A 23,241-nucleotide genomic window follows, 5' to 3' on the forward strand; every position below is an offset into this window, starting at 1 on the left:
AAAATTGCGAGAAGGTTCACCTTTTTTAAAGAACGTTCGTTTTACTTAAAATATCACTATCCTATTGAACGTCAAGTTATTTTTTGAATCGAAATAAAAAAAGCATATCCGAGATATGCTTTTTTATTTTACCTAAATAGAATTTTTAGTTATTTACTTGTTAGATGTGCCAAATCTAACAGAACATTGGCAGCCTCATTCACAAAGGTCTCTTCCTCAGGCAATGACGGACGTTGGTTTACCTTCATTTTTGCTCTCGATTCAGCCAATGCATCCAAACTTGCTTGGTAACTTTCCCAATTTGAATATGGCTTTAATCCTGTTTCAGTACGACGCTTGTTCTCCGCAGCCAATGTTCTTGCTTCAAGCGCCACCAAATCTGCTTTACGTTTATCGATATCTAAAGAGATTCGTTTCTGATCTTTAGTTTCTTGAGCAATCGCTTTACGCGTCTCTAAATATTGGAACTGTGGATCACCTGCCGCACGAACTTTTGATTTTTCACCAAGCTGTGCCACATACGGTTGAATTGAACCTTCACGTTTAAACGGTGCAGTCGGAATCGTATCCCATTTCAAAGCATTTTTAGCTTTACGCTCACCAAACTCTTCATCATAAATATCCACCAGTTTGATATCTGGAATCACTCCTTTGTTTTGGGTGCTACCACCAGTCACACGGTAGAATTTACGTTGCGTTAAGGTTGCTTGACCATAGGCAAGACTATCCAATTGAACTTGCGCAGTCCCTTTACCCGTGGTCGTACTTCCTAAAATTACAGCACGATCGTAATCTTGTAAGGCAGCAGAGTAAATTTCACTGGCAGAAGCAGATGCTAAGTTAACCAAAACAGCCAAAGGACCTGAATAAGTTTGCGCACCACCATCAGTGTCTTCAAACACACTCACATTGCCGTTACCATCACGGATTTGAACCACTGGGCCTTCTTTAATCACTTGCCCAATCATTTTGGCAACTTCTTCTAAAGAACCACCGGGGTTATTACGCAAATCAATAATAATCCCTTCAACATTTTGTGCTGCAAGTGACTTCAATGCTTTATTGGTATCTTCTGAAACAGAACGGTATTCAGTCCCTGCACGACGTGCGCGATAGTTCAGATAGAAAGATGGGATTTCTAAAACACCAAACTTATGTTTTTTACCATCACGTGTTAGCTCTACAGTACGTGAACGCACACCGGCATCTTCTTCTTGAATCACATCACGAGTAATGGTCACAACTCGTGCTTGGCTCATAGAAGCGCCCGCAGCCAACAATTTCACTGACACCTTGGTGCCACGTTTACCACGAATCAAGCCAACAATTTCAGAACTTGGCCAACCAATCACGTCGACCATTTTATTGCCATCTTGTGCAACGCCAATAATGCGATCACCAGATTTGACCTGTCCGGTCTTACTTGCAGGCCCACCATCTACAATGGTTTCAATCTTGGTATAGTCTTCATTACCACGCTCAGGGCGAATCGAAACACCGATACCTTCAAGTTGTAAGGTGGTTTGACGATTCAACTCCATAGCATCAACAGGTGGGAAATAATTGCTGTGTGGATCGTAGGTCAAGGTCATTGCATTGAGGATACGTTCCAGTACGTCATCACTCTTGGTTCTACCGATACGCTCTAGTTGGCGGGTATAACGCTTGGTAAGTGTTTGAACAGGTGTAAGATCTTCTGACGCTGCCAAATCTTGACCATTAGCCAATGTTGGATCATCTTTTAATGCTTTTTGTTTGGCTTGATCTTCTTGCTTAGCAATAGTGAGATTGATTAATTGCGACACCAGCATCTTACGCCAATAGTTTTGCAACTCGGCTTTGCTGGCAAAGAACTCAGCTTTCTCACGATCTGCATCAATAAATTCATTTGGCTGATTTAAGTTCTGGGTCTTTTTAAGTTCAGCCAATTCAAATTCATAAAATTCTTTTAAACGTGCACGATAATGCGCATGAATCGCAAATGGTCCAGACAAATCGCCTGCTTTTAATTTTGCGCCGAGTGTTGCACCATATTGCTTTTTATATTGTTCAATTTCTGAAGCTAAAAATAAGGTGTGCTCTGGATCAAGGCTATCAATATACATGTCTAGAATACGATTTGATGTATTTGCATCTAAACGCATATTCAAATAATGCTGACGGTCAATCAATGTTGCAAGTTGACGTGTCACTAAGGCTTGATCTTGTGAAGGATGAATCGATTGAGACACGTTTGTAGCATTGGTTTCCGCCATTGCCTGATTGATGGTATGAGTAAAGAATAAACCACCTGTTGCAAGTGCTATAGCGCAAGCGAGAGTTTGAATTTTCATAAATTCTTAATACTTCCTTGGGTTTTCCAATTTCTATATCGTTTTTCAATCTGAACTCAACAGTTTCAATATCTTAAACGACTTTATCTGTTTATGTTGTGTAGTTTTAGCATAATCTGTACTGAGTAAGTGTAGCAAATCATTGCAGAAATCGGGTATTGTTTCCCAGTTTATATAAATACAACCGTGGATTCCTATGATCGGCGCATTGATGCTTGATATTGCAGGCACAGAACTTACTCAAGAAGATATTGAACTATTACAAACTCCGCAAGTCGGTGGCATGATTTTATTTTCAAGAAATATAGAATCACCCGCTCAAGTTCGCGCTTTAACCGATCATATGCGCCAAATTCGCCCCGACATTCTTATTGCCGTTGATCAAGAAGGTGGACGAGTACAACGTCTAAAACAAGGCTTTACCCTACTACCAGCCATGGGGCATTTTGGTGAGCTTTACTTAACTCAACCTGAAAAAGCCTTAACCTTGGCTGAACAATGTGGTTGGCTCATGGCAATTGAAGTGCTTGCAGTGGGGATTGATTTTAGTTTTGCACCTGTTTTAGATCTGAATGACATTAGTGATGTAATTGGCGATCGTGCCTTTGCAAAAAATGTACAAGATATTGTGCCGCTTGCCAGCGCATTTATGAAAGGAATGCAACGTGCAGGTATGGCAAGCACAGGAAAACACTTTCCTGGACATGGTTCTGTGAAAGCAGATTCTCATGTTGCTGCAGCAATTGATCCACGTGAATACCAAGACATTTATAACAATGATATGCAAAGTTTTATTCAGCTACAAACCCAGCTGGATGCACTTATGCCTGCACATGTCATATATGAAAAAGTAGATCCAAATCCTGCTGGTTTTTCACCTTACTGGATTCAAACGATTTTACGCCAAGAACTTCAATTTGATGGTGTGTTGTTCTCGGATGATTTAAGCATGCAAGCAGCTTGTGTTGCAGGTGGAGCAGATGCACGTATCCGTGCTGCCCTCGACGCAGGTTGTGATATGGGCTTGGTGTGCAATAACCGTGAATCGGCATGTATTGCATTGGCTGGGATAGAAAACCTACCTTTGCCAAATCAAGCACGTTTAGAACGTATGCGTGGCAAAATTCCTCAGATCAGCATTGGTGAAACATTTGATCTTGGACATGAATGGCAAGCTGTCAAAAAAGTCATTGAAGAATTTAAAAATTCACTTTAAAACCAATAGAGAGATATCCTTAGGATATTGCGCTAAATGACTCAATTTCCCTGCCCCTCTTGATGACAAGCGGGGGCAAATTTTAAGCCTTTAATGATTAAAGAGATTTAAGCTATCCTCCTTTCAAATGGAGGATAGCAAAGGATCAAAAAAGACGACGAAGCAAAATTAAATTTTTAGTCGTGTTTTAATTGCTTTTCATCATGACCCCATTAGAAAAAATAAAAGTTAAGGATAACTATGTCAGACCAGCAACTTTCCAAGCACCGCCATATTTCATTTACAGCCCATTACACAGGCTATATTTGGTATCAAATGGGCATTTCTCATCCCTTATTTGCCACATCCAAAGGTAAAACTTTGGCTATGATTGCCCACCCAATAGAAAGTTGGGGAGAAAAATATGTCGGTGGCAGTATGCGTACCACACTCAAGCAACGTCATACCATGTTGGATGAGCGTTTAGCTGAACTGATTGAACAGTCTCCTGACTTACAAGTATTGGAAATAGCCGCTGGACTGTCACCAAGAGGCTGGTGGTTTAGGCAACATTATCCCTTGATTGATTATCGTGAATTAGATTTACCCGATATGGCAAAAACCAAGCAAACGGCGCTTAAGCAAATTGATCACAATAGCCCAGATGTGTTGTCTGTCGACTTATTTACAGAGGATTTTAAAAAAGCCTTTGAAGTATTTGATCCACAACGGCCACTTGTCGTGATCAGTGAAGGTTTAATTAACTACTTCACCAAAGAACTGTTACAACAATTGATTCAATCGATTGCCCATTATGGGCAAGACTTTAACAGTCTGCATTATCTCACCGACCTTTACCCTGAACCGGTAAAAAATAAATTGGCAAAAGTGATTTGGAACAGCAGCAAGCTGTTAAAAGTCATGTCACGAAGTGCTTTTACTTTTCACTTTGTCACACCAGAACAAGTCAGAAATTTTATCTACCAAGCTGGTTTTCAAAAAGTTGAAGTGATTCAGCCCCGTGTCTATTTCAATACAGATTCAACTGAATACAATACTGAAGAACATCTAGGTGATTTGGTGTGGATGATTGATGCACAACGCTAAAGTAATCATTTATTGATATTTCGAAACGTAAACACTTCGAGATTTAAATACTTCAATTCTTAGAAATAAAAAAACCAGTCCAAAAAGACTGGTTTTTTAACAGATCAATATATCAAAAGCTTAAGCCACCGCGCCTTCTTGCGCTATACATAACTGCACTGCTTGAGTCTGGCGTGCAATAAACCGTAATAAGCGATCTGCATTTTCAAAACTACCATGCTTAAATAGTGCGCGAACACCAGCTACTGAGGTTTCAAAAATCAAACATTCAATCGCAAACTCACCTTCATCATCACTTAAATTTAAAGCCAAATCACGGGTATGTTGATTTACAAAAGCTAAATCTTGTTGATGATCAAAACGCATCAATAAACCAAAGTAATTTAAATCAACCACGTCAACCTGAATCACTTTATTTGAATGGCGATGTGTCAACTGACGATGTGGATCAAGCACTTGAATACGATTTTCACCACGACGCTCTATATGCTGCATTTGTTCCCGTGTGAAATTGACAATACCATCCAGTCCTTGGATCGACCCACCCTTTAAGTAAGTGGTGAATAAAGTCATGGTTTCTTTACGACGTTGTAATTGTGGAACATGATCGGCATTGGCAATCATTGCAAACTGCATATCTGGGCATTGCAAAGCAAAGTTTGCATTTTCATGAGGTAAGGTAAAACTGTCGTATTGACCACATGCCACCAGTGTATTCACTTGAGGAACCGGTACATGGCTTAACCGCAATAGACGATTACAATTGATTTCATAACGTTCTTGTTCAGTATTTGAAAACTCAGCCATTTGCTTAAAGAACAATCTTTTGGCTGTGGGCGACATGCGCGTTTTATCAAGCTTGGCATGATTGACTAAATACAAAATCACGGCCTGACCAAACTCGCCCATACGTTGCTCTTTCATCAACATCAATGATTCTTCTAACAGCATGCGCCAGCTTTTACGGGTTTCTTGCATCACCCCCATCAAGATCATTTTTTCGACCAGTTCAGGGCGTTGATCAACAAAAAATGAAGCAATCACAGAACCTAAAGAAATCCCCACCACGGCAACCTTTTCAATCGCCACAATATCAAGCCACTGCCCCAACATACGAGAAAGATCAGGTAATTCTAATGTCCCCGCAGATAAACCAGAGTCGATATTGGTGATTTGTTGATTGGCGCCCATAGAGGGTAAATCAATCAAAATGACTGGGCCACTTTCAAAGAACTGCTCAACACAATACTTATATGAGTTAAAGTTTTGGAACGCTCCGCCCACAATCACAATCGGTGTATTGTGAATTGTTCGTGGATCTGCGATCGCCATATACTCAATTTTCCAGCCATCAATCCAAGTTGTTCTTGGCTCCTGCTTAAAACTGTTTTTGTGGTATATGTCGAAAAAACCAAAGCTTGATAAAGATTGGTGTGATTCTGTGTCCATTTGGATAATGGAATTCATATCCTTCCTCCATCCTTGCTTTATTCTTTTAATATGCAAGATTTTGACCCGCATTATTCTTTCAAATTCGTGATACGCATGAATTCTGTATCACATCAATGTCCTTATTGTTTCATTCTTACAGATGTGTGATTTATACGCAATCGCTAAATTGACCGTTTATCCAGTTTAAATGGCAAAAGATTTTGCAAGATATTTAACGCTTCAATGCTGCAAAATAAGTTTATTTCAGTGAAATACTTCCTTGGCTTTACTTAGACTGCTACTATCAAAGGGAAATTTTTAATGATCAAATAAACTGCTATGCAAGACTCAATTGAACAGTATATGCAAACTGTAGGGAAGCAAGCACGCCAAGCCGCTAGTGTTTTGGCAGGCGCAACTACACTTGCAAAAAATAATGCCTTATCTGCGATTTATACTGCTTTGGAAAATAGTCAACCGCAAATCTTGGCCGCCAACCAAATTGACATGAGCAAAGGTCGTGACAATCAATTGGATAGTGCTTTACTTGATCGTTTAGAACTCAACCCCACGCGCTTTAAAGGGATGTTACAAGGCTTAAAAGATGTCATCAGCCTTGTCGATCCGATTGGTGAAATCACGGATCTTGCTTTCCGTCCAACAGGTATTCAGATTGGTAAAATGCGCGTGCCTTTAGGTGTGGTCGGTATGATTTATGAATCACGCCCAAACGTTACCCTTGAAGCCGCCTCACTTGCGTTAAAATCTGGCAATGCCATCATTTTACGTGGTGGCTCAGAAGCATTGAATTCAAATCAAGCAATTGCTGAAGCCATTCAACATGGTTTAAAAGCAGCGGGCTTACCTGAAACTTGTGTACAAGTGATTAACACCGCTGACCGTGCTGCCGTGGGTCAATTGATTACCATGTCTGAGTATGTCGATGTTATCGTACCTCGTGGCGGTAAAGGCTTGATTGAACGCATTACCAATGAAGCAACCATTCCTGTGATTAAACATCTTGATGGAAACTGCCATGTTTTTGTTGAGGCGCAGGCAGATCTACATAAAGCACTTCCTATCGCATTAAACTCAAAAACACATCGTTATGGTGTGTGTAATGCAATGGAAACATTGTTGGTTGATGAAAAAATTGCGGAAGAGTTTTTACCCCGTATCGCTGAGCTTTATGCAGAAAAAAACGTTGAATTACGTGGCTGTATCAATGTTCAAAAAATCTTAGGCAATGCTGTAAAACCAGCCAGTGAAGAAGATTGGTATGAAGAATATCTAGGCCCAATCTTGGCAGTGAAAATTGTGACGGGGATTGAAGAAGCCATTCAACATATTAACAAATATGGCTCACATCATACCGATGCAATCATCACTGAAAACTTTAGCTTAGCGCGTCAATTCTTGACCCGTGTAGATTCAAGCTCAGTCATGGTCAATGCTTCAACGCGTTTTGCTGATGGTTTCGAATATGGTTTAGGTGCTGAAATTGGTATTTCTACGGATAAAATTCATGCCCGTGGCCCAGTCGGTCTTGAAGGTTTAACCTCGCAAAAATGGATTGTTTTAGGTGATGGTCAAATTCGTCATTGATTCCAAGCTTGAATAACTCGACTCAGCATTTATCTCAAACATAAGTGCTGATTTTTTTATTTTTAATACACAGTAAAAACATCAATCAATTTAAAATTTTGATAAAAAATATGTGCTTGTCTTTTAGAAAGACGTAAAGATTACCTTTGGATAGGACAAGATTATTTACAAGAAACTATATAATGCTGATAGATTAAAACAACAATGAGTGATAATTTTTAACAATCAATTGATAAATATTAATTATTAATCAATATCAGGTCGATAGTCCAAAAGTCTAATCACCTAAAGTCTATCTAGGACAAAAAAACTACACATGGTACAACATGACTGCTGATCTAATTTGCCCTTTATAAACAAGCATAATCAGATCAATCAGGATGACTTTTTTAAATTATAATTTCGGGTATTCAAACGTGTCTACATCAGTATTAGTAATTAACTGCGGATCTTCATCAATCAAATATGCGCTTGTTTCTGAACGTCGTGAAGATCGAATCTTTGGTTTAGCAGAAAACCTAGGCTCTGCTGATGCACGTATTAAAGGAATCACGGCAGGCAATCAACCGCTTGAGCTTTCAATTCCCTATGCAGACCATGAAAAAGCTTTAGAAACCATCTTAGGTCGTTTATCACAGTATAAACCTCAAGCCATTGGACACCGTGTTGTTCATGGCGGTACCTTAACCAAAGCTGAGTTATTGACGCCTGAAATTGTAGAAAAAATTCGTGAAGCAACACCACTTGCGCCGCTGCATAACCCAGCTCATTTGGTCGGTATCGATGCGACAATGCGTCTATTCCCTGAATTACCGCAAGTTGCAGTATTTGATACAGCATTCCATCAAACCATGCCTGCACATGCATATCGTTATGCTTTACCAAAGTTCCTGTATACACAACATAATGTTCGTCGTTATGGTTTCCATGGCACCAGTCATGCCTATGTTTCTGAACGTGGTTCTGAACTTGCGGGTAGCTACAAACATGGCGGTTGGTTAACAGCACACTTAGGCAATGGTAGTTCAACTTGTGCTATCTGGAATGGTCAAAGTGTCGATACATCCATGGGTCTCACTCCGCTTGAAGGCGTGGTCATGGGTACCCGTAGTGGTGATGTTGATCCAAGTATTCATAGCTTCCTTGCTTCAAATCTAGGCTGGGACATCTATAAAATTGATAAAATGCTGAACAGTGAATCAGGCTTACTGGGCTTATCAGATCTTTCAAATGATATGCGTACCTTGATTGAAGCTTCAGAACAAGGCAATGAAGATGCGACTTTGGCGATTGAAGTATTCTGTTATCGTCTAGCCAAATCACTTGCGGCATTAAGCTGCGGTTTACCGCGTATCGATGGTTTATTCTTTACAGGCGGTATTGGTGAAAATTCTGCCTATATTCGTGAAAAAACGATTGCTTACTTACCACACTTCGGTTTCAACCTCAGCAAAGAACAGAATGACGGTTTAAAACGTGGTACAGAAGGTCGAATTGATGCTGGAACAGGTCCTCAAATTTGGGTAATACCAACTGATGAAGAAGGTCGTATTGCTAAAGAAACTGTTCATGTTGTAGAACACGAGGTACAACAGGCCGCAAAAAAGCCTGAATCTGATATTGCGACAGCTTAAGCCGTCGTAAGTCTTGTACGAGCTTTGGGTATACATGTTGAAATAGCAGTATACTCAAGCTCGTTATTAAAAATGATCTTGACCAGATTTTTGATATAAAGCTGTTTTGTAATCGTTTAAGCTGGCATAAATATATAAACCAGTCTTGTAGATGAATATCGTTTTGCGATCACTGTATACACCACTAAAAAGATGTTGAGTGAAACAGATGATTGGAGATATTCATCTTCAATTTATCCATAAATTCACATATTTTTACTGATTAAAGAATCGTCTATGAAAACAATTTTATTGGTTCCAACTGGGGAAGGCGTAGGCTTAACGTCTGCGTGTTTAGGTTTAGTCTATGCATTGGAATGCCAAGGCGTTAAAGCAGGCTTTGTAAAACCATTTTCACAAGAATTAGTTGCTGAACCAGACCGTACCACTGCGCTTTACCGTCATATCTCAAAATTAGATACGGTTGAACCGATAGCTTATACAAAAATCACGCAACAGCTCAATGATGGTGAAACTGATGAGCTCCTTGAAGAAGCAGTCAGCTTACAACGCCAAATTGCAAAGTCCCATGACATTGTCATTGTAGAGGGCTTAGTCCCTACTGCACGTGATGCTTTTGCCAGTGATTTAAATGCCTCTTTGGCGCAAGCTTTAGATGCCAAAGTTGTATTTGTCAGCAATGCCAATATCGAAAAACCAGAACAAACTGCTGAAAAAGTTGAAGCACAAGTACGCAATTTTGGTGGTGCATCATCATCGCGTAATGCAGGCGTATTGTTTATGCGTACCCGCGGTTTACCTGCTGAATCTGCACAAATTCCGGTGACCATTGATCCAAGCTTACGTTTAGTTGCAGATACTGAAAAATTTAAAACTGAAATTCAAAAAACTTATGCACACATTGGTTCAGCAGCGTTTCCAATTATTGGCTTAGTTCCATTCAGTGATACATTGAGTGTGCCACGCATCTCAGACCTAGCAAAACAAATTCAAGCCACATGGATTAATCAGGGCAAAGCTAACACACGCCGTGTATTGCACAGCAGTTTAATTGCGTCAAATATTGAACATGAACTACAAAAATTCGTTGCAGGCGAACTGATTATCAGTGCTTCTGATCGTATTGATGTGTTATTGGCCAGTAGTTTAGCCACCAGCAATGGCATTCCACTCGCAGGTTTAGTTTTAACTGAACATCATGAGCCAAATCCATTGGTTTTAGAGTTCTGCCAGTCTGCAATCAAAAATGGTCTACCGATTTTACATACACCACTCAGTACCTTTGAAACAGCACAGCAACTTGCCAATCTAAGCAATGAAATTCCTGTGGATGATACTGAACGTGCAGATCAAGTGACTCGCTTCGTTTCAAGCCATATTGATCCAGAATGGCTGACCCAGATGTTGAATGGTGACTATAAACCTCGTTTATCCCCTTCTGCATTCCGTCATGAATTGGTGCAAAAATCAATTGCTGCAAAAAAACGTATTGTACTGCCTGAAGGCGATGAACCGCGTACCATTCAAGCCGCAGCAATTTGTCAATCTCGTGGTATTGCGCAATGTGTATTGTTAGCAAAACCTGAAGCGGTACTTGAAGTCGCCAAAGCACGTAATATTGAACTCCCTGTGGATTTAGAAATTATTGATCCAGATCTGATCCGTGAAAACTACGTGACGCAAATGGTTGAATTACGCAAAGGTAAACTCAACGAATTACAAGCACGTGAGCAACTGCAAGATACTGTGGTACTCGGTACGATGATGCTGGCACTTGATCAAGTCGATGGACTGGTTTCTGGTGCTGTACATACCACTGCTAATACGGTGCGCCCTGCATTCCAGTTGATCAAAACTGCACCAGAATACTCATTGGTCTCTTCTATCTTCTTTATGCTGTTGCCAGATGAAGTTTATGTATATGGTGATTGCGCAATCAATCCAGATCCAGATGCTGAGCAATTGGCGGAGATTGCAATTCAATCTGCAGATTCGGCAAAAGCATTTGGTATTGACCCACGTATTGCCATGATTTCTTATTCAACCGGCACTTCAGGTGCAGGTGCGGAAGTTGAAAAAGTTGCAAAAGCCACGGAAATTGCCAAACAACGTCGTCCAGATTTACTGATTGATGGCCCTTTGCAATATGATGCTGCATCTGTTGAAAGCGTTGGTCGCTCTAAAGCACCAGACTCTCAAGTTGCTGGGCGTGCCAATGTGTTTATCTTCCCAGACCTCAATACAGGCAATACCACCTATAAAGCAGTTCAGCGCTCTGCTAATGTCGTCAGTGTTGGTCCAATGCTGCAAGGTTTAAATAAACCTGTAAATGACTTGTCTCGTGGTGCATTGGTAGATGATATTGTCTTTACCATTGCATTGACGGCGATTCAGTCAGAACAACAAGCTACGCATTAAATCTGATCTACTAGACATAAAAAAACCACCCAAATCAATTGGGTGGTTTTTTATAATATGCTGACTAAAAGTTATACTGATATCCCCATCGATTCAATTGCTATCATGGCAATCAGACAGCTTTATTTTCAATGAAATTAAAGCTTAGAAGAAATAGTTCACGCGCAATAAATAATTTCGTGGAGTTCCAGGCATAGAATCTGAACGCCAGTATTCTTTATCTGTTAAATTATTCACAGCAAACGTCGCGCCCCATTTATCGTCTTTATAACCAATAGCAGCATCTACACGAGTCCAGTCTGGCATTTTGATCAAATTTTTATCCGTAGTGTAATAAGAACCAACATAAGTCGCCCCCACTTCGCCGTACCATTTCTCTGTTGGTAAATAACGAACAAATAGATTGCCTGTATTTTCAGAAACTTTTGCTAGTTTTTTACCGTTTAAAAGATCTCCTTCTTTTACACCAGTACGACTATCGCTTTTCCATTTCGCGTCGGTATAGCCATAACCACCTCGCACATAGAGATTATCTAGCACTCGACCGATAAAGCTAAACTCTACGCCTTGTGATTGTTGCTTCTGCCCCACTTCCCAATCATTCGGTCTGTTAATAGAGTCTGGCTGGTAGCGTATATTATTTTTAGTAATATCAAATATAGAAAGCTGAGTATTTAAACGACCATCCAACCAATCACTTTTCACTCCAATTTCATATTGCTCATTATATTGAGGCTCAGCATCATACAAACTTGGATTTACTGTTGTACTCACTCCTAACAATTTTCGACCACCATAAGGTGAAAAGCTTTTACTATAAGAACTATAAAAACTTTGGCTTTCAATAGGTTGCCAAACGAAACCGATATTTGGACTTACACTATCATCTCGATATGAGCGTTTACTTTGATTACGAATATCATTGGTTGCAAAATCATAACTATCATAGCGGAGACCTAGCATCATTTTATATTTTTCATTGAATGAGATTAGATCTTGTAGGAAGAAGCTTAAAGAGCTTGCATCGGTTTTACTGTGCGTTGTTTCTTCTGGACGAGAACCATTGAGCTTAGACCAACCATCAGATAAATAATTATCAGAAGTATTAAATGGATCGACATAGCGATAATAAAGACCCGCTTTATCACCACTTGAATAATTCCCAAGAATTGGCTCTCTTTTTTCAATTGACCAATCACTACCAAACATAACTTTATGATCTAAAACACCTGTTTTAAATTGCCCTGTAATGTCAAAGGTATTCATTAATGTTTTATTGGTGGTTTGCTGCCAAGCATAGTTTTGACGTATTTTTCCTTTCCACACGCATGGTTTTCCATCGTTTAATAACCCTTCTGCTGAACACCATGTGCCACCAAAGAAGTTATCAAAATCCTGAAAAGATTCACGCTGACTCAATGCCCAATGGAATTTCCAGTTTGATGCAAATTCATATTTCAGATCAGTTCTAAATGATTTTGTTTCATCAACAATATTATCATTGCTTCCAGCAAAAGCTGTTTTAATGGAAACACCAGCAGGCAGTTCATTGTAGACTGGACCACGGTCAGGCGTTCTATTTAAATTATCGTAAGTAAATTCCGTTGTCCAAAGTAGTTTTTCATCGTCGCTACGATAAGTGATACTTGGTGACAACATCTCCTGATTAAAGCCAATTCCTGAACGAAAGCTATTGGTATCTGACTTCTCGCCAACCAAACGGACAGCCCAGTTATCATTGAGTACTTTATTAATATCAAGTGTTCCCCCAATATTGCTATAAGAACCCGCGTATGCTCCAACTGAACTTTTTGAGTCAAAATTAGCAACTTTAGTCACCATATTGATGACTCCACCACCCGAACTTCGTCCATATAGTACCGATGCTGGCCCTTTTAGAATTTCGATTCGCTCAACATTGGCAGTACTGCGTCGGTATTGTCCGCTTTCACGAATCCCATCACGATAGATATCATTCTCATCAGCATTAAATCCACGAATAGAGATTCCGTCATTTCTTGTATCATAACTGGTTGAAACGCCCGGCGTGCCTTGTAACATAACACTCAGATCATTTGCGCCATACAGCTTATATTTCGAAACATCAATTGTATCAACAGTTTGAGGTATATCTTTTTTATCTAAACCATTTCTCGTAACATTGGCTTGTTTATAGTCTACGTATGTTTTTATTGGATCCCCATCAGCCATTGCCTCAATTACAATCGTGGGAAGCGTTGCCGTACTTTTTTTCTGTTCTTCACTGCTATCTGTATTTGCAAATGTTAGAGAAGAAACGAAAAGTCCTCCCGTTGACAGCATCATTAAAGTTAAGCTTTTTTTAACAAAAGGCATGATTGCACCAAAAAACATAATGAGAATATTTATCATTATAATACAATTTCTCACCAAAAATTACAATAACATGCTAATTTAACTACAAAATGATGATGGTTTAAAAAATAACCGTGAAAAGTACATTAAAGTGGATAGGATTATTTTTCTCTTATTAATAAATTAAACTAAAAAATAACTTTAATACTCATAATTTAAACATATGAGTCTCTTATTTTGATAATCTTAAAATTTTTAGATATCGTTTTATTTGTTGCTTAATTTACTTTCATCTAAATATTTTATATTCGCTTGGCTAACCAAACAGTATGCCCTGTACAATCACGATCTTCAGCAATCATCTTTATCACTTCAAAATTATACTTTTTAAATAATTCATGATATTCAGCGGATGATAAGCTGGCATGATATAGCGCATCGCCAAACATCTCTCCAACCACTTCACCCTGTGATGGTCCACTGGTAAACATTAAAGCAGCACCAGCTTTTGTATATTGATTAAAAATTTCAAACATATCTCGCTGATCTTGTTGTGTAAGATGAAAAAAGCTATCCCAAGCGAGTATTGCATCAAACTTGCGATTTAAATTTACTGTTCGCATATCAGCTAAAATCCAAGTGTGCTCAGGAAAATTCTTTTTCGCCATTTCAATCATCACATCAGAACTATCAACACCTGTCACAGTATTCGCTTGCTCAATCAAATAAGCAGCAATTGGTTTTGCAGAGCCACAGCCCAAATCCAGAATATGGGAGTAAGCTGGAATTAAAGTTAAAAAGCGATCCAACCACGCTTTTTCATAAAGAAACTTCCCGCGTAATTGAGTCCATGCACGAGCATGCTTTTTATATATTTCAATAATATTTTCCGCAAGATCCGTATAGTTTTCCATGTTGTTGTTATTCAGCCCAAGCTTTTGACTCAACAGAGTATAGAGCTTTTCACTCTGTAAAATCTGAAAATTTATTTCAATACTGCTTTATCATCATTTATATAAAAAGTAGAAAAGTTGACTTGATCAACCAAAATATAAGCTGAGTTTCTCAAATAAAATCATAAAACTTTAGGCTGAAATTAGATCTAAGCCACCACAAAACAAGCAATATCACGTATAATTTAGCCCGCTAGCTAACAGCCCGCTCAAGAGATTTTTGATATGACAACTATTATCAAACAAGATGACTTGATCACATCGGTCAAGGACGCGCTTCAGTTCATTTCGTACTATCATCCACAAGACTTTATCCAAGCGATGAGCCGTGCTTATGATCGTGAAGAGAACCAAGCTGCAAAGGATGCAATTGCACAAATCTTAATTAACTCACGTATGTGTGCAGAAGGTCATCGTCCAATCTGTCAAGATACTGGTATTGTTAACGTATTTGTTGACGTGGGCTTAGATGTTAAATTTGATTTAACCATGAGCTTAGATGATGCGATCAATGAAGGTGTACGCCAAGGTTATTTAGAAAACAGCAACGTACTCCGCGCTTCAGTTTTAGCAGATCCTGCTTTTGGTCGTAAAAATACCAAAGACAATACACCTGCTGTAATTCACTACAAACTCGTTCCAGGCAATAAAGTCGATATTACTGTTGCAGCGAAAGGTGGTGGTTCAGAGAATAAATCTAAACTGGCAATGCTTAACCCTTCTGACTCGATCGTAGATTGGGTACTTAAAACTGTACCAACGATGGGTGCGGGTTGGTGTCCTCCAGGAATGCTCGGTATTGGTATTGGTGGTACTGCTGAAAAAGCCATGATGCTTGCAAAAGAATCGCTCATGGAAGAAATCAATATGGACGAGTTACTTCGCCGTGGTCCACAGAACCAAATCGAAGAACTGCGTATTGAAATCTTTGAAAAAGTAAATGCATTGGGTATCGGTGCACAAGGTCTTGGTGGTTTAACCACAGTGCTTGATATTAAGATCAAAGACTACCCTTGTCATGCTGCTGGTAAACCAGTCGGTATGATTCCAAACTGTGCTGCAACTCGTCACGCTCACTTCCAGTTAGACGGTTCAGGGATTGCACATATTCAAGCGCCTTTACTTTCAGATTACCCTGAAGTGACTTGGGATACGTCAACATCTAAACGTGTTGACTTAGACAATATCACACAGGAAGAAATGAACTCATGGCAACCGGGTGATACATTATTATTGAACGGTACCATCTATACAGGTCGTGATGCTGCGCATAAACGCATGGTTGACATGTTAAATAAAGGCGAACAGTTACCTGTAGATCTCAAAGGTAAATTCATTTACTACGTGGGACCTGTAGATCCTGTAGGCGATGAAGTTGTAGGCCCTGCTGGTCCAACAACAGCAACGCGTATGGATAAGTTCACACGTCAAGTCCTTGAAGCGACTGGCTTGTTCGGTATGATTGGTAAAGCGGATCGTGGACCTGCTGCTGTTGAAGCAATCAAAGACAATAAAGCGACTTATTTAATGGCTGTTGGTGGTGCTGCTTATTTAGTATCTAAAGCCATTCGTGAAGCAGAAGTTGTTGCATTTGCTGACTTAGGTATGGAAGCTATTTATAAATTTAAAGTACAAGACATGCCTGTATCTGTTGCAGTTGATGTCAATGGTACTTCTATTCATGCGACTGCACCTAAAATCTGGCAAGCCAAAATTGGTAAAATCCCAGTGGTTGATGCTGTTGCACAATAATCTGATCTAAAGCTTAGATTAAGCTTGAGCATCACTTAAAAAGCACTCTATGATTAGAGTGCTTTTTATTTTGGGTCAGATCATGAACTTTATAAAATATATTATTTTTCCGGGGTTATTTTTATGCTTGATCTCTATTCAAAGTTTTGCCTCAAACACTGATAGTGATGCCGTTGAGCGACTAGCACAAGGTATCATTACCAATCAAATATGGCGCCTACAATACAATGAAAGTGCAAAAAGGATTTATCAAAGTCAAGCACAAAATTTAATCAAAAACGGATTAAGTACAATAGAACTCACTGATAAAGAAAAACAAATCATCCCTCAAATTGTAGAAATTTATCAAGCAATACCAGAAAATATTCTCCGAGATCCACAATTTATCGCCCAAACCAAACAAATTCTTTTAGAATCGTTAAGTTCTCAAGAAATTGAAATGCTCTCTCAGCGTGACACAACGTCAAGCCAAGAGCTGTACACAAAACTTGCCAATATTGACACAGAAATATTCATAGAAAGCAATGCTGCTATTCATAAGGCAATCAATGACCCTCAATTTATCCAACAATATCGCAATAAAATTGGAGAAATTATTCAGCAATTGCATCATTTAGATGAAAATAAATAAAGGAAAACCTATGAAAATTAAGCAGTTAGTTTTAACTTTAAGTTTATGCTGTATCACAGTGTCAAGTTTTGCATCTCCAGCAACAGATAAAAGTGTCGACAAATTGATGCAACTCTCCAATATCTCAGAGATATTCAAACAAAGTACTCGTGATATGCAACCCTACTTTGACGATCAAGCAGAAGCTCTTGTTCGCCAAGTGACAGGGGCTCAAACATTGAATATCGATCAGCAAAATGCAGCACTACAAATTAGTGCGCTGTATAGTGATATTCAACAGCAGCTGGTGACTGACCCAGAATATCTCAACATGTTTAAATCATTATTTAAAAAGACCTTTACTGAAGAAGAAGTTCAAGCCAATATCGCTTTTTTAAGTACACCGATTGGACAATCCATCAATCAAAAGATGAACACGCTTATGACAGAAGTCATGCAAGAAACCGCAAAGTTTTCTCAAGAAAAAATGCTAAAAGTAGAAAATCAAAAAGCCCTGAAAGAAAAAATGGAAACGATTTTAAAGCCAATTCTTCAAGTTGAATAAGCTTTTACTCAACCATTTTATGATGTGAATTACAACCAGAACTTATATAGGTATTTTATGAAATTACTCCAACACTTACTATTTGCAAGCGCATGTATCAGCACAAATTTTGCTTTTGCAGCACCCGCTTCAGATCAACAAGTTCAACAATTATTGAAAGTTATGAATATTGATGAACTGCTACAAGAAACCATACAACAGATTCGTCCTCAGCTGGATCAACAAGCTTACCAGATCATTCAAATGACAGTAAAAAAAGATCAGCTCAACCCACAAGAACAAATTGTCGCAAATGAGCTTGCTGACAAAATGTATGAGCAAAGTAAAAAAACTGTTGCGTGGGATCAAATCAAACCAATTTATCTTAAGATTTATAAAGACATATACAGTGCTGAAGAAGTTCAAGCTCAAATTGATTTTTATTCAAGTGCAATTGGACAGTCGATTTTGAAAAAAACACCTCAAGTTGCCCAAGAAACCATGAAAGTCATGAATAGCCAACTGATAAAAAGTGTACAAACTGCATCTGAAGACTTTAAAGAAGTGACTAAAAAATTAGATGCTTTAAAAAAGGCTGCAAATACTCAATAAAATAAATAAGAAAAGAGAGCCTCGCTCTCTTTTCTATATCAAACATCATCTAGCGATAGATTACCAAGTCATTGGGTTCCAAAGTTTAAACTGCTGCCCCAAGTGCACATCATCACTCACTTTGTACGGTTCACCTTTGATTTTTTCTTTAGGTTTGATCACTCGTCCATCCGCAGTCACTTCAGCCACGAAATTAAGGCCAGGAGTCTTTAGCTGAGTCATTGCAATTTCTTTTAAGCCTTGTCGGGTAGGCATTTGCATTAAAGGCCCTACACGTAATAACCCTGCTTCACCATTTGGTCCACCGCGAAATTTTTCTTCTTCATATTTGACAAAATATTGCCCGCCAGCTTCTACTGAGAAGTAAGCAACTTTGGGTTTCTGGAAATGAAAAACCGTTAATGGGCGACTGAGACTTAATTTATAGTCACCTTCAGCCAGTTCAATCCAGTAATAATGATTACTGATCAAGCTTGGAATTTTCTTACCATTCAGAAAAAAATTGTTTGGAATAATTTCTTGTCTATTCCAACGACTGTCTGGTCGATAAAAATACACAATTGCAGCTTGAGGATTCTGTGGTTTAACCAGCTTAAAGTATTGCCCCGGTTTTTGATTGACCCAAGACCCCGTAGAGAAGGATGCAACTTTATATTGTTCAAGCTTTTCATGAACCAACGAATCTTCTTTTTTGAAATCGATTGGATCTAAAGTTGAAACAACTTTTGCAGGTTGCTGTTCAACAGATTGATGACTTTGACAAGCTGCCAACCCACAACTGATCAAAACGACTAGACCGATGTAACGCATGATTTTCCCTCACCGCGTATTTTTTATTTTCGTTTTTAATAAACCCTATTATCTACAGCCAGCTTAACATTTCAATGACCATTTAAAAATAAAAAACGTGCAAATAGTCAAGCTACTTGCACGTTTCAGATGAATTGCACTGAGGATGAATCAGAATCAGACTTTTAAGCTGATTTTGAATCTAATACCTTCAAATCTACTTTTTCAACTTCAGTATTTTCATGCTTTGGTTGACGTTCAGACTTGAACTCTGGTGCAGCTTTATCATTAATCACCGCTTCATTGATAATCACAGTACCAATGTCTGAACGACTTGGTAAGTCATACATGGTTTCAAGCAATACATTTTCTAAAATAGAACGCAGACCACGCGCACCTGTATTACGCTCTAACGCTTTTTTCGCGATCGCACGTAAAGCAGAGTCTTCAAAAAGAAGGTCTACATTTTCCATCTCAAAGAGATATTGATACTGACGAGTTAATGCATTTTTTGGTTCAGTTAAAATCTGCATCAAGGCTTCTTGATCAAGCTCTTCAAGGGTTGCAATCACAGGTAAACGACCAATGAACTCTGGAATTAAACCAAATTTCACCAAATCTGCGGCTTCAACTTGACGGAATAATTCAGATACTTTCTTACTATCGTCTTTATTCTTTACGTCTGCGGTGAAACCAATGCCACCTTTTTCTTGACGTTGTTGAACAACTTTTTCAAGACCAGAGAACGCACCACCACAGATAAACAAGATATTTGCAGTATCGACTTGAATAAACTCTTGCTGTGGATGTTTACGTCCACCTTGAGGCGGAATTGACGCAACAGTACCTTCAATCATTTTCAACAATGCTTGTTGCACGCCCTCACCAGACACATCACGTGTAATCGAAGGGTTTTCAGATTTACGGGTAATCTTGTCAATTTCATCAATATAGATAATGCCCTTTTGTGCTTTTTCTACATCGTAATCTGCTTTTTGCAAAAGTTTCTGAATAATGTTTTCAACATCTTCACCAACATAACCAGCTTCAGTCAATGTTGTTGCATCAGCCATTGCAAAAGGTACATCAAGCAAACGCGCAAGTGTCTGTGCAAGCAATGTTTTACCTGAACCTGTCGGTCCAATCAGCAAAATATTACTTTTAGCAATTTCAACCGCATCTTTAGGCTTGTGACCTGTTTGAGATACTTTTAAACGTTTGTAATGGTTATACACTGCTACTGAAAGTGTTTTCTTTGCAGTGTCTTGACCAATTACATATTGGTCCAAAGCCGCACGAATTTCATGTGGTTTTGGCAATGGACGTGTTGCCCAATCGCCTGTTTCCACCTGTTGACTCGTTTGCACTAAGTCTAAGCACACATCCACGCATTCATTACAAATATATGCGTCCTCGCCTGCAATCAGCTTACCGACTTCAGACTGCGTTTTACCGCAAAATGAACAATGCTTTTGTCCTTGAGGAAGATCGGACATTTTCACTCCAAATTCTTAAATCTTATCTATAAATGTTTAGTCTTGAGGTCGTTTACTTAATACCTGATCCACTAAACCATATTCTTTTGCTTGCTGTGCAGTCATAAAATTATCACGATCTGTATCTTTAGCGACAGTTTCGTAATCTTGACCACTATGTTCAGCCATTAAACGATTTAAACGTTCTTTGATGAATAAAATTTCACGTGCGTGAATTTCAATATCCGATGCTTGACCACGGAAACCACCCAATGGTTGGTGAATCATCACACGCGCATTTTCCAAGCAATAACGCTTACCTTTTGCACCAGCATTTAATAAGAAAGCCCCCATAGATGCAGCTTGACCCATACAATAGGTCACTACATCAGGCTTAATAAATTGCATAGTATCGTAAATTGCCATACCCGCAGTCACTGAACCACCAGGTGAATTGATATATAAATGGATATCTTTATCTGGATTTTCAGCTTCTAAAAACAGCATTTGCGCGACAATAAGATTCGCCATGTTGTCTTCAACTTCACCAGTTAAAAAAATCACACGTTCACGTAAAAGACGTGAAAAAATATCGAAAGAACGCTCACCACGTGAAGATTGTTCTACGACTACTGGCACCAAAGCGCTTTCAATTGATGGAACATACATACGTTATTTATTCCTGAATTCTTGTTACTTCACTCATGTTCACAATATGAGGGATAATTGCTGAAAATGCAAAATATTCCCAACTTAATATCAGATATTTTTTGCATAAGTATTGTGAATGGAATGATTAAATCCATGTTTAAGCTCATAAAAAAAGGCGCCAAAGCGCCTTTTTTTAGATCAAACAACTTAGCCTTGTTGGCGCGCTTGTTGCTCTTTTAACAAATCTTGATAGCTAACAACTTCATCAGTTACTTTAGCAGCAGCTAAGATATGATCAACAACTTGATCTTCTAACACTACGCCTTCGATTTGAGCACGTTGTTGCTTATCAGTTTTGAAATATTCGATCACTTCAGTTGGATCTTCATAAGAAGAAGCCATATCTTCGATATAAGCATCAACACGTGATTGATCTACTTCAAGTTTAGCATCAGCCAATACTTTGCTTACCAATACACCAAGTTTAACTGCTTTTTCAGCTTGTTCTTTGAACAATTCATCAGGAAGCATGCTGCTATCAAATGCTTTAGCACCTTGAGCACCAAACTGCTGAGTAAATTGTTGAATCATTTGTTGACGTTGACGGTCAATTTCTTGAGCCAACATAGATTCAGGAACTTCTACGTCATTTGCAGCAACAAGTGCATCAAAAGTTGCACCTTTCACTTGGTTACGTAGGCCATTTTTTACTTCACGTTCCATGTTTTTGCGAACGTCAGCTTTTAATTTCTCTACGCCTTCTTCTTCAGTTAAACCGAAGATTTTAAGGAATTCAGCATCAATTTCAGGAAGTTTTTGTTTTTCAACAAGTTTAACTGTGATTTTGAATTGAGCTGCTTTACCTGCTAAGTTTTCAGCTTGATAGTCTTCTGGGAAAGTTACATCAATCACTTTCTCTTCGCCTTTCTTCATACCAACGATACCGTCTTCGAAGCCAGGAATCATACGACCAGAACCTAAAACAAGTTTAAAGTCTTCAGCAGCACCGCCTTCAAACTTCTCACCATCAACAGTACCTTCAAAATCGAAAGTTACTTGCATGTCTTTTTTAGCCATGCCTTTAGTTTCAGTCCATTCAGCGCGTTGCTTTTGAAGGTTTTCAAGCATTGCATCAACGTCTTTATCTGTTACTTCAGATGATTTACGTGATACTTCAAGACCTTCAAATTTAGCTTCAACTTCAGGATAAACTTCAACTGTAGCTTGATAAACTAAAGCATCATCTTTGTTTTCAACTTTGTCGATGTTTGGCATACCAACAGCGTTGATTTTTTCTTGTTGAATTGCTTCAAATACTGTGTCACGAATGATGTCGTTTACAACTTCTTGGTAAATACCAGCGCCGTATTCACGACGTACAACGTTTACTGGCACTTTACCTTGACGGAAGCCGTTGATCTTCACAGTTTTGGCAGTGCGTTTCAAGCGAGCTTCAAACTGCTCGTTAATACGGCTCGTCGGTACAGATACATTTAAACGACGGGCAACGCCCGAAACCGCTTCAGAAGTTACTTGCATGGCTTCCTCGATAGAATTTAATAATTACAGTTTTTCAAAAAGTGCCACATTATATGACAACATTTGAATATATACAAAACACCTGTGTAAATCATTTTATTTCGGTCACGGATTTCCCCATTATGTCGCTTTTTTAAACCAATCCCCTTCTTTGTAGTCAAAAGCCAGAAATCCGCATATTTTGAGAAATTTACCAAATTCAAATACTTTAGTAACAATAGAATAAATTTATTTACATTTTGAAATATCCATAAATAAA

General features: G+C 38.8%; 17 protein-coding genes. 9 read left to right on the forward strand and 8 right to left on the reverse strand.

The features are described from left to right. Positions 1-149: 149 nt before the first annotated feature. Positions 150-2,333 (reverse strand): carboxy terminal-processing peptidase, encoded by a 2,184-nt coding sequence (locus GJV03_RS10950; protein WP_004726561.1) that lies wholly within the window; start codon positions 2,331-2,333, stop codon positions 150-152. A 196-nt stretch (positions 2,334-2,529) separates the two neighbouring features. Between GJV03_RS10950 and nagZ the strand changes: the two genes are divergently transcribed. Next, positions 2,530-3,549 (forward strand): beta-N-acetylhexosaminidase, encoded by a 1,020-nt coding sequence (nagZ, locus tag GJV03_RS10955; protein WP_004726559.1) that lies wholly within the window; start codon positions 2,530-2,532, stop codon positions 3,547-3,549. A 240-nt stretch (positions 3,550-3,789) separates the two neighbouring features. Continuing rightward, positions 3,790-4,635, forward strand: a complete 846-nt coding sequence (locus tag GJV03_RS10960) for a class I SAM-dependent methyltransferase (RefSeq protein WP_004726557.1) — start codon at positions 3,790-3,792, stop codon at positions 4,633-4,635. A gap of 120 nt (positions 4,636-4,755) precedes the next feature. Here GJV03_RS10960 and GJV03_RS10965 read toward each other — a convergent pair whose 3' ends face one another. Beyond that, entirely contained in the window at positions 4,756-6,102 is a 1,347-nt protein-coding gene (locus GJV03_RS10965; protein WP_154130089.1) for an alpha/beta hydrolase, read from the reverse strand. Positions 6,103-6,405: 303 nt separating this feature from the next. On the opposite strand from GJV03_RS10965, the gene GJV03_RS10970 reads away from it, so the two are divergent. The 3 genes from GJV03_RS10970 to pta all read left to right on the forward strand — a co-directional run bounded on the left by GJV03_RS10970 (position 6,406) and on the right by pta (position 11,723). Next, on the forward strand, positions 6,406-7,671 hold the full coding sequence (locus tag GJV03_RS10970; RefSeq protein WP_004726553.1) for a glutamate-5-semialdehyde dehydrogenase: 1,266 nt from the start codon (positions 6,406-6,408) through the stop codon (positions 7,669-7,671). A gap of 416 nt (positions 7,672-8,087) precedes the next feature. Continuing rightward, a complete protein-coding gene (locus tag GJV03_RS10975) occupies positions 8,088-9,305 on the forward strand; it encodes an acetate kinase (protein WP_034610100.1) in 1,218 nt (405 codons plus the stop codon). Positions 9,306-9,581: 276 nt separating this feature from the next. Beyond that, a complete protein-coding gene (gene pta / locus GJV03_RS10980) occupies positions 9,582-11,723 on the forward strand; it encodes a phosphate acetyltransferase (protein WP_154130090.1) in 2,142 nt (713 codons plus the stop codon). Positions 11,724-11,867: 144 nt separating this feature from the next. On the opposite strand, the gene GJV03_RS10985 is transcribed toward pta, so the two are convergent. Next, positions 11,868-14,078 (reverse strand): TonB-dependent siderophore receptor, encoded by a 2,211-nt coding sequence (locus tag GJV03_RS10985; RefSeq protein WP_154130091.1) that lies wholly within the window; start codon positions 14,076-14,078, stop codon positions 11,868-11,870. 281 nt (positions 14,079-14,359) lie between these two features. Continuing rightward, complete coding sequence (locus tag GJV03_RS10990; protein ID WP_154130092.1) at positions 14,360-14,971, reverse strand: class I SAM-dependent methyltransferase; 612 nt, start codon at positions 14,969-14,971, stop codon at positions 14,360-14,362. A 264-nt stretch (positions 14,972-15,235) separates the two neighbouring features. On the opposite strand from GJV03_RS10990, the gene GJV03_RS10995 reads away from it, so the two are divergent. The 4 genes from GJV03_RS10995 to GJV03_RS11010 all read left to right on the forward strand — a co-directional run bounded on the left by GJV03_RS10995 (position 15,236) and on the right by GJV03_RS11010 (position 18,528). Beyond that, a complete protein-coding gene (locus GJV03_RS10995; protein ID WP_004726542.1) occupies positions 15,236-16,762 on the forward strand; it encodes a fumarate hydratase in 1,527 nt (508 codons plus the stop codon). An 82-nt stretch (positions 16,763-16,844) separates the two neighbouring features. Then, positions 16,845-17,393 (forward strand): hypothetical protein, encoded by a 549-nt coding sequence (locus tag GJV03_RS11000; protein WP_154130093.1) that lies wholly within the window; start codon positions 16,845-16,847, stop codon positions 17,391-17,393. Between the two features lie 10 nt (positions 17,394-17,403). Further along, on the forward strand, positions 17,404-17,937 hold the full coding sequence (locus GJV03_RS11005; RefSeq protein ID WP_154130094.1) for a DUF2059 domain-containing protein: 534 nt from the start codon (positions 17,404-17,406) through the stop codon (positions 17,935-17,937). A 57-nt stretch (positions 17,938-17,994) separates the two neighbouring features. Continuing rightward, on the forward strand, positions 17,995-18,528 hold the full coding sequence (locus GJV03_RS11010) for a DUF2059 domain-containing protein (RefSeq protein ID WP_004726537.1): 534 nt from the start codon (positions 17,995-17,997) through the stop codon (positions 18,526-18,528). A gap of 60 nt (positions 18,529-18,588) precedes the next feature. Here GJV03_RS11010 and GJV03_RS11015 read toward each other — a convergent pair whose 3' ends face one another. The 4 genes from GJV03_RS11015 to tig form a co-directional block, all read right to left on the reverse strand. After that, positions 18,589-19,338, reverse strand: a complete 750-nt coding sequence (locus GJV03_RS11015; protein WP_004726536.1) for a DUF2846 domain-containing protein — start codon at positions 19,336-19,338, stop codon at positions 18,589-18,591. Positions 19,339-19,502: 164 nt separating this feature from the next. Next, positions 19,503-20,813, reverse strand: a complete 1,311-nt coding sequence (gene clpX, locus GJV03_RS11020; RefSeq protein WP_004726534.1) for an ATP-dependent Clp protease ATP-binding subunit ClpX — start codon at positions 20,811-20,813, stop codon at positions 19,503-19,505. A 36-nt stretch (positions 20,814-20,849) separates the two neighbouring features. Continuing rightward, complete coding sequence (gene clpP / locus GJV03_RS11025; protein ID WP_004726532.1) at positions 20,850-21,461, reverse strand: ATP-dependent Clp endopeptidase proteolytic subunit ClpP; 612 nt, start codon at positions 21,459-21,461, stop codon at positions 20,850-20,852. 189 nt (positions 21,462-21,650) lie between these two features. After that, the gene (gene tig / locus GJV03_RS11030) at positions 21,651-22,982 is read right to left on the reverse strand and encodes a trigger factor (protein ID WP_004726530.1); all 1,332 of its coding nucleotides are present in this window, start codon (positions 22,980-22,982) and stop codon (positions 21,651-21,653) included. Between the last annotated feature and the right edge of the window lie 259 nt (positions 22,983-23,241).

The organism is Acinetobacter sp. RIT698, from assembly GCF_009668065.1.
Taxonomy (GTDB): Bacteria; Pseudomonadota; Gammaproteobacteria; order Pseudomonadales; family Moraxellaceae; genus Acinetobacter; species Acinetobacter guillouiae.